Source organism: Streptomyces palmae (genome assembly GCF_004684805.1).
GTDB lineage: Bacteria > Actinomycetota > Actinomycetes > Streptomycetales > Streptomycetaceae > Streptomyces > Streptomyces palmae.
Map to the genome: position 1 here is coordinate 1 of NZ_SRID01000314.1, position 8291 is coordinate 8291.

Consider the following 8291-nt stretch of genomic DNA (forward strand, 5'->3'; position numbering starts at 1 on the left):
GCCCGGGCCCCGTCGGCCACCCGCCCCACCGCGCACGCACCCGTGCCCGCGCCCCGGGACACCGTCAGCCGCCCATACCCGCCGCATCCGTTCCGCGGACTCCGGCGACCACCCACCGCCACCGCGCCCGCGCCCGGGGTGCCGTCGGCGGGCGCCGGGCCGTACGGCAGCATGGGCCTTCCACGCACCACCAGGAGGACAGATGGCCCCCCAGCCCGGCGCCCTTGCCGCTTTCGAGGCGGCGAAGGGCTTCATGCCCGTCGACGAGGGGCTCGCCCTGCACGCGGCGGCCGAGGCCGCGGCCGGGCTGGGGCTGCCACTGCTGGAGGTCGGCAGCTACTGCGGTCGGTCCACCATCCTGCTCGCCGACGCGGCGCGGGCGGCCGGCACCGTGGCGATCACCGTCGACCACCACCGGGGCTCCGAGGAGCAGCAGCCGGGCTGGGAGTACCACGACCCGACGGTGGTCGACCCGGAGGTCGGGTTGATGGACACCCTGCCGACCTTCCGGCGGACCCTGCACGCGGCCGGCCTGGAGGAGCATGTGATCGCGGTGGTCGGGCGGTCGCCGCAGGTCGCCGCGGTCTGGGGGGCGCCGGTGGGCCTGGTGTTCATCGACGGCGGGCACACCGAGGAACACGCGCGGGCGGACTACGCGGGCTGGGCGCCCAAGCTGGTGGACGGTGGTCTGCTGGTGATCCATGACGTGTTCCCGGACCCGGCGGACGGCGGCCAGGCCCCGTACCACATCTACCGCCGGGCGCTGGACTCCGGCGCGTTCACCGAGGTGTCGGCGACCCGCTCGCTGCGGGTTCTGCGACGGACCGCGGAACGACCCGTCTGACCGCTCGGACCGGCGGGGCCGGCGCCCGCGGAGCGACCCGTCCGCCCAGGCGACCCAGCGGGGCCGACGCCCACGGAAGGACCCCTCCGCCCACCCGGCTCGGCAGGGCCGGCACCCGTGGTGGGCGAGTGCGGCTACCATCGCCCAGGTGTCGAACGGCAGTTTCCCCCCCACTCCAGGCCGCTTGCGCGGCGCCCTCGTCACCGTGGCCGTGGTGGCGGTCGTCTGTGCGGCCGGCTGGCTGGCCTGGTACGCGCTGCGCGACGACGGCGGGCGGGATGCCGGCGCGGCAGCCGAGGCGCGGCACACGCCTACCGGCTCGGCCGCCCCGCACACCGGCGACACGGGCGGCACCGGCCACACGGGCCAGACGAGCCACACGGGCAGCGGACAGGCCGATCGCGCCGATGACTCCGGCACGTCAGGCAATTCCCGTAAGAAGCCGCTCAAGGGCATGGTCGTGGTGATCGACCCCGGCCACAACCCGCATAACAACGAGCACACCGCCGAGATCGCCCGCCAGGTGGACATCGGCAATGCCCGCAAGGAGTGCGACACCACCGGGACCGCCACCAACTCCGGCTACCCCGAGGCGTCCTACACCCTGGACGTGTCCCGCCGGGTGCGCAAACTGCTGGAGGCCCAGGGCGCCAAGGTGGTCTTCACCCAGGACGGCGACCGCCGCTACGGGCCCTGCGTGGACGAGCGCGCCCGGATCGGGAACCGGGCCCACGCCGACGCGGTGGTCTCGGTGCACGCCGACGGGGCAGGCCCCGGCAACCGGGGTTTCCATGTGATCGCCCCGGCCCCGGTCCACCGCGGCAAGGCCGACACCTCGAAGATCGTCGCCCCGTCCCGCGCCCTCGCGGACCAGCTCATCAGCCGGTTCGGCCAGGCCACCGAAAGCAAGCCCGCCAACTACCTGGGGGGCGGCAGCGGATTGACGGTCCGCGACGATCTGGGCGGCCTCAATCTCTCGACTGTTCCCAAGGTGTTCATCGAGTGCGGCAACATGCGTGACCGCGAGGACGCCGCGCGTCTGACCGACGCGCACTGGCGGGAACAGGCGGCGCGCGGTATCGCGCAGGGCATTACGGACTTCTTGCGGGGATAGTTTCTCCGCTCCGAAACAGCGTCGTAACGGGCGGATACCGAGAGGGCCGCCCTGGCCTGTTCGGTGCGGGATTCACCCGTACGATGGGACCCCCCCTCGCTCGCGCGCCATGCGTCTGACAGCGACACGATTTCCCAACGAGACGACGTAAGGACCATACGTTGAACATCCGCTCTCTCACTCGAGGCGATGGCGTGGTGATCGGAGCAGCGGTGTTGCTCTTCATCGCCTCGTTCCTCGATGTCTTCTCCGTCGACAACGCTCCGGACAGCCTCGACCTCACCTCCGCCTGGGACAGCGGTCCCCTGCTGATGGGCGTCACCTTCTCCGGGATCATCGCCGCCGCGTGCATCGTGCTGGGTCGCGGGCTGCCGCAGCCGCCCAAGGTCATCGGGATCGACCTGGTCACCCTCGGCACCGCCTTCGCCATCCTCACCGCGTGGAACGCCCTCGGGCAGATCTTCGACCCGGCGGGTGGCGTGGAGAACATGATGGGCGGCGACGGTCCGGACGCGGGCATCGGTCTCATCCTCTCCCTGATCGCCGCGCTGGCCATGGCCGCCGGTGCGGTCCTCTCCATGACGGTCCCGGCCCTCAAGGCCCCGCTGATGGGCGCCGGCGGTCCGGCTCCCGCCCCGGCCCCGTACGGCGGTCCGTCCGCCCCGCAGGCCGGTTACGGCTACCCCGGCCCGGGTGCGCAGGCCACCCCGGCCCCGTACGGCCAGCAGCAGAACTTCGGCGCCCAGGCTCCGGCCCCGGCCCAGGCCCAGCCGGCGCAGGCCCAGCCGGCCGCCGCGCAGCCGGCGGCCCCGGCCGAGAACTTCTCGCCGTTCTGGTTCGCGGTCCCGGTGGCCCGTCCGCTGTACGCCGAGGACGGCTCCTCGGCCACCATCGCGGAGCTCGCCCCGGGCACCTGGTACCTGGCGGTCGAGCAGCGCGGTCAGGCGCTCGTCGCGCAGACCCAGGACGGTCGGCGCGGTGTCCTGCAGGACACCACCGGCATCCAGCGCGGCTGACTCCGCGCGCCGGGTGGCGCAGCCGCACCCATGGCCCCCGTCCTCCCCGGACGGGGGCCACTGTCATGTCCGGGAGAGGCCCTTTCACGGTTTGGGGCCATGTCCGGAACGCCGGGCCCGGGACCGCCGATGCCGCGTCCGGAAGGGCCCGGGGGCAGGTCCGGGAGAGCCGGGGCGCCGCGCCCGGGAGGACCAGGAACCAAGCCCGGATGGGCCAGGGCCATGGCCGGGAGGGCCGGGGTGCCGCGCCCGCGCCGTTGCCGGTACGGGTTCACTGCCGTACAACCAAGAACTGACGGTGCGTCAGCTATGACGGCGGGAGGACCTCGGCATGCGGCTCGGTCTGGCGCTCGGATACTGGGGACGCGGGCCCGATCCGCGCCGCCTGGAACTCGCCCTGCACGCGGAACGACTGGGCTACCACTCGGTGTGGACCGCCGAGTCCTGGGGTTCGGACGCCTTCACCCCGCTCACCTGGATCGCCGCCCGGACCAGCAGGATCCTGCTGGGTACCGCGGTGGCGCAGATGGCCGCACGGGCTCCCACCGCCACCGCGATGCACGCGCTCACCCTGGACCACCTCTCCGGCGGCCGGGTGCTGCTGGGCCTCGGGTTGTCCGGCCCGCAGGTGGTGGAGGGCTGGTACGGCCGACCCTTCCCGCCCAGCCCGCTCACCGCGACCCGCGAGTACGTGGCGGTGGTGCGGCAGGTACTGCGCCGCGAGGGCCCGGTGCGGCTGGACGGCCGGTTCCACCCCCACCCGTACACCGGCGCGGACGGCACCGGGCTCGGCCGGCCGCTGCGCTCCATCACCCATCCGCTCCGCCCCGATCTGCCGATACTGCTCGGCGCCGAGGGGCCGCGGAACATCGCCCAGACGGCGCGCATCGCGGACGGCTGGCTGCCGCTGTACTGGTCCCCGGAGCGCGCCGGGAGCTACGCGGCGGCCCTGGCCCAGGCCCCGCCGGGGTTCCGGGTGGCGCCGCTGGTCCAGGCCCGGGTGTGCGCGGATGTCGCCGAGGGGCTGCGCCCGGTCAAGGAGATGCTCGGCTTCTATGTCGGCGGCATGGGGCACGCCACCCGCAACTTCCACGCCGAACTGATGGCCCGGCTGGGGTACGAGGCCGAAGCCCGCACCGTGCAGCGGCTGTTCGGACAGGGCCGGCGCGCCGAGGCGATCACCGCGGTGCCGGATGCCCTCGCCGACGAGATCTCGCTGGTCGGCCCGCGCGCCCGGATCGCCGAACGGCTGGCCAGGTGGCGCGCGGGCCCGGTCACCGATCTGCTGGTCACCGCGCCGGACCCGGTCACCCTGCGGGTGTTGGCGGAGCTGGTCGGCTGACCGCGTCCGCGGGGTGCCGGCCGGGGCCGGGCAGCGGTCACTCGAAGCTGGCGTGCTCCAGCCAGTGCTCCAGCAGCGCCGCGTCGCCGAGCACCTCGACGCGCTCGCTGTCCGCGGGCAGCCGCCGGTAGAAGACGCGCAGCAGGTCGGCGACCGTGCCGCGCACCGCCACGGTGGCCTTGGCGTGGCTGCGGGACCAGGTGAAACCGCCCTCGCCGAGCTCGATCAGCCACTCGGCGCCATCGGCGTCGGTGGCGTGCAGATGGAGGCTCTGCCCGGGGTGGCCGAGAGCGCCGAGCTTCGGGGAGACATGGGCCCCCGCCGGGCCGCTGAGGATCTCCAGCCACTCGTCGATGGCGTCGGCGGCCACCGCGGCGTCCGCCGTGAAGGAGTCGCCGTCCGCCGAGGCCGCGTCCGCGCGGTGCACCAGCGTCTCGTGGGTCATCCGGCGGGCCCAGAAGCCCGCGGTGCCCTCCGGGGTCCACGTCCACGCCCGGGTCTCCGGTCCGGCCTCGCGCAGCGTCTCGGTGAGCAGCGTGGCGCCCTCGGCCAGCCAGGCGTCCAGCGCGTCCCGCTCCTCCGGTCCGATGCCGTTGGGCACCTGGTCCCCGCGTACGACCTCGGTCGCCCGGGTGCGCACGATGGTCTCGGCCCAACGGTGGGCGCCGCCCACATGCCGGAGCAGATCCGCCATGGTCCACTCGGGACAGGTGGGTACCTGAGCCGACAGTTCCGTACGGGCCAGCAGCTCCCTCAACTGGTCGGTCTGCGCGATGATTTCGGAGCAGTAGCGGTCGTGGCCGAGACGGTGGTCAGCAGTGGGTGTCGTCATGGCCTCAATGTATGACGTGCCCGATGCATGTGCCGGGAGTTTTTGCCCCCACCGGGCCGGCTGCCGGCACGGGAGCGCGACCAAGGGTGGGCGCCCACGCCGGCGGAGGGCCTTCGGCCTGCCCAGGCGCCCACTCCGGTGGGCGGCTGAACCGCTCCAAGGCCGCTTTGGAGGGTGCCGCTGTCCTTGAGCACGAGTTCCCACCCGGCTGGGGTCGAAATCGTGCCCACCGGCTGCGGCCCGTGGGCGGGGATCCTTGCCGCCACTCCCGGTGAGGGCTTCCCGCGCCCGACCGGGAGTTCGTCACGGAAGTGGATCTTCTCTGCGACTCGCTCCCTGGCTAGGGTCGGAGGGCGGATCCGCGGTCTGCCCCCGGGAGGCGGCACGCGCCGTCGTCCGCATTCCGCACCCGTGACAAGGAGCCAGCGCGATGATCGTGATCGCTCATCTCAGCGACACCCATATCGACTCCGGACAGCGCAGTACCGAGCGCACCCGAGCTGTGATGGCCTACCTCGAGGATCTCCCCTACGACCTGCACGCCGTCCTGGTCACCGGGGACGTCACCGACCATGCCCTGCCCGCCGAGTACGAGCGGGCCCGCGAGCTGCTGACCTCGCGGCACCCGGTGCTGATCTGCCCCGGCAACCACGACGATCGCCAGGCGTTCCGCACCCACCTGCTGGGCCGGCCGGCCTCGGCGGCACCGGTCAACCAGGTCCACCGGACCGACGAGCTGGTGATCGCCCTGGCCGACTCCTCGGTGCCCGGCAAGGACGAGGGCTTCCTGGAGGAGGAGACGCTGGAGTGGCTGGACGAGGTGCTGGACCGGACGCCGTCGCGGGTGCCGGTGCTGGTCGGGTTCCACCATCCGCCGGTTTCGCTGCACATCCCCTACGTGGACGGCATACGCCAGTTCGGGGAGGATCGGCTCGCCGCGCTGGCCGACCGGCACCCGAATCTCACGGCCTTCCTGTGCGGCCACGCCCATACCGCGGCGGCGACCGTCTTCGCCGGGCGCCCGCTGCTGGTGGCGCCCGGGGTCGTCTCCACCACCCGGCTCCCCTGGGAGCGCTGGGCGCACCCCGAGGACTACGTCCACCTGGACCACCAGCCGTCGCTGGCCTTCCATGTCCTGGACGACCAGGGCCGGCTGACCACCCACTTCCGGAGCGTCCCGGTCCGACCCGCGCCGGACGGGCACTAACAGCAGCCCGACTCCAGCCCGGTGGGCAGCCGTTCGCCACCGAAGACGGCGATGGTGGCCTCGTCACCGCCCAGCGCGGCCACGGCCAGCAGCAGGGAGGCGGCGGTCCAGGCGGTGCGCTCCTCCGGCCAGACCACCTGGTCGTCGAAGACATAGCCGGTCCAGTACATGCCGTCCTCGGCGCGCAGGTGCGGCTGGATCCACTGGAGGATGTCCACCGCCCGGTCCGACTCGCCCATCACCCACAGCGCCAGGGCGAGTTCGCAGCTCTCCCCGCCGGTGATCCAGGGATTGGGCACCACGCAGCGCACTCCGGTGCCGGGCACCACGAAGCGCTCCCAGCCCTCGTCGATGCGCTCCTTGGCGGCGGCGCCGGTCAGCGCCCCGCCGAGCACCGGGTAGTACCAGTCCATGGAGTAGCGGTCCTTGGGCAGGAACCGCTCGGGGTGGCTGCGGATCGCGTGGGCCAGGAGCCCGACCGAGACCTCCCAGTCCGGCTGCGGCTCCTCGCGGTGCTCGGCTATGGCCAGGGCGCAGCGCAGCGCCTGGTAGATGGACGAGCAGCCGGTGAGCAGGGCGTCGGTGACGGGGGTGCCGTCCGGGTCGCGCCGCCAGCCGATCTCACCGCCGGGCTGCTGGAGGGCGAGGACGAACTCCATGGCGGCGGTGACGGTGGGCCACATGCTGTCCAGGAAGGCGTCGTCGCCGGTGGACAGGTAGTGGTGCCAGACCCCGACGGCGATGTAGGCGCAGAAGTTGCTCTCCTGGCCGCGGTCGGTGGGGTGGGCGGCGTCCACGCCGTCCGGGGTGTCGGGGTAGGCGGCGTACCAGGAACCGTCCGGGTTCTGGTGGCGGGCCAGCCAGCGGTAGGCGGCCTCGGCGCGCTGGTGCTCACCGGCCGCGTCCAGTGCCATGGCGGCCTCGATGTGGTCCCAGGGGTCGAGGTGGTGGCCGCGGAACCACGGTACGGCGCCGTCGGCGCGCTGGACGGCGGCGATGCCGGCGACGGTGGCGGCGGCCTGTTCCGCGGTGAGCACGCCGGGCAGGACGAGGCGGTCGGTGCGGCCGGTGCCGCGCGGCGCGGCGGTCACGCCGGCACCGTCTGGTCGCGGTGCGGCTTGGTCGCGTAGGCCACGAAGCTCTTGCCGATCAGCGGGTTGAGCGCGCGCTCGGTGATCCGGGTGGCGGCCGGCTTCTTCATGATGTCCCAGACCAGCAGCTTGTGGTACGCGCGCACCGGCAGCGCTTTGTCGTTGTCCACTCCGAAGGCGCACTTGAGCCACCAGTAGGGGCTGTGCAGGGCGTGCGCGTGGTGGGTGCCGTACGGGCGCAGGCCGGCCTCGCGCATCTTGGCCAGCAGCTCCTCGGCCCGGTAGATGCGGATGTGGCCGCCCTCGACCTCGTGGTAGGCGTCGGACAGCGCCCAGCAGATCTTCTCCGGTCCGTAGCGGGGCACCGTGACGGCGATCCGCCCGCCGGGCCTGAGCACCCGGACCATCTCGGCGAGTACGCCCTTGTCGTCCGGGATGTGCTCCATCACCTCGGAGATGATCACCACGTCGAAGCTGTCGTCCGGGAAGGGCAGTGCGAGGGCGTCGCCCTCCATGGCGGTGGCGGTGGCGCCCTCGGGCGCCTCGCCGGCCTCGCGCATGGCGGCGAACCACTTGGCGACCTCGCGGATCTCGTCGCCGTTGCGGTCGAGCGCGACGACCCGAGCGCCGCGCCGGTAGCACTCGAAGGCGTGCCGCCCGGCACCGCAGCCCAGGTCGAGGACGCGGTCGCCGGGGGCGAGCGGGAAGCGGGAGAAGTCGACGGTCAGCACTGGGGTCTGCTTTCGTCCGGCGGATCGGGAGTGGACTGCTCGGGGTGCGTCGGGGCTGCTCGTCGGGCGGTGCGAGCGGCCGGTGGCGCGGTGCCTAGGTGAACTGCCGTGGCG

General features: G+C 73.3%; 8 protein-coding genes. 5 read left to right on the top strand and 3 right to left on the bottom strand.

Annotated features, from left to right (window positions below):
* Positions 1–202: 202 nt before the first annotated feature.
* The 4 genes from E4099_RS25045 to E4099_RS25060 all read left to right on the top strand — a co-directional run bounded on the left by E4099_RS25045 (position 203) and on the right by E4099_RS25060 (position 4316).
* Complete coding sequence (locus E4099_RS25045) at positions 203–844, top strand: class I SAM-dependent methyltransferase (RefSeq protein WP_135341381.1); 642 nt, start codon at positions 203–205, stop codon at positions 842–844.
* Positions 845–992: 148 nt separating this feature from the next.
* Entirely contained in the window at positions 993–1958 is a 966-nt protein-coding gene (locus tag E4099_RS25050) for an N-acetylmuramoyl-L-alanine amidase (protein WP_135341382.1), read from the top strand.
* A 161-nt stretch (positions 1959–2119) separates the two neighbouring features.
* On the top strand, positions 2120–2974 hold the full coding sequence (locus E4099_RS25055; protein WP_135341383.1) for a hypothetical protein: 855 nt from the start codon (positions 2120–2122) through the stop codon (positions 2972–2974).
* Positions 2975–3305: 331 nt separating this feature from the next.
* Complete coding sequence (locus E4099_RS25060; RefSeq protein ID WP_135341384.1) at positions 3306–4316, top strand: LLM class F420-dependent oxidoreductase; 1011 nt, start codon at positions 3306–3308, stop codon at positions 4314–4316.
* A 37-nt stretch (positions 4317–4353) separates the two neighbouring features.
* Here E4099_RS25060 and E4099_RS25065 read toward each other — a convergent pair whose 3' ends face one another.
* Positions 4354–5148 (bottom strand): maleylpyruvate isomerase N-terminal domain-containing protein, encoded by a 795-nt coding sequence (locus E4099_RS25065; protein ID WP_135341385.1) that lies wholly within the window; start codon positions 5146–5148, stop codon positions 4354–4356.
* A 430-nt stretch (positions 5149–5578) separates the two neighbouring features.
* On the opposite strand from E4099_RS25065, the gene E4099_RS25070 reads away from it, so the two are divergent.
* Entirely contained in the window at positions 5579–6355 is a 777-nt protein-coding gene (locus E4099_RS25070) for a metallophosphoesterase (protein WP_135341386.1), read from the top strand.
* Here the strand turns inward: E4099_RS25070 and E4099_RS25075 are convergent.
* Complete coding sequence (locus tag E4099_RS25075; protein ID WP_135341387.1) at positions 6352–7446, bottom strand: prenyltransferase/squalene oxidase repeat-containing protein; 1095 nt, start codon at positions 7444–7446, stop codon at positions 6352–6354. The two genes, E4099_RS25070 and E4099_RS25075, sit on opposite strands and share 4 nt — an antisense overlap.
* Positions 7443–8177, bottom strand: coding sequence for a class I SAM-dependent methyltransferase (locus E4099_RS25080; RefSeq protein WP_135341388.1), 735 nt, complete (start codon positions 8175–8177; stop codon positions 7443–7445). Before E4099_RS25080 ends, E4099_RS25075 begins: the two co-directional genes overlap by 4 nt.
* Positions 8178–8291 lie beyond the last annotated feature (114 nt).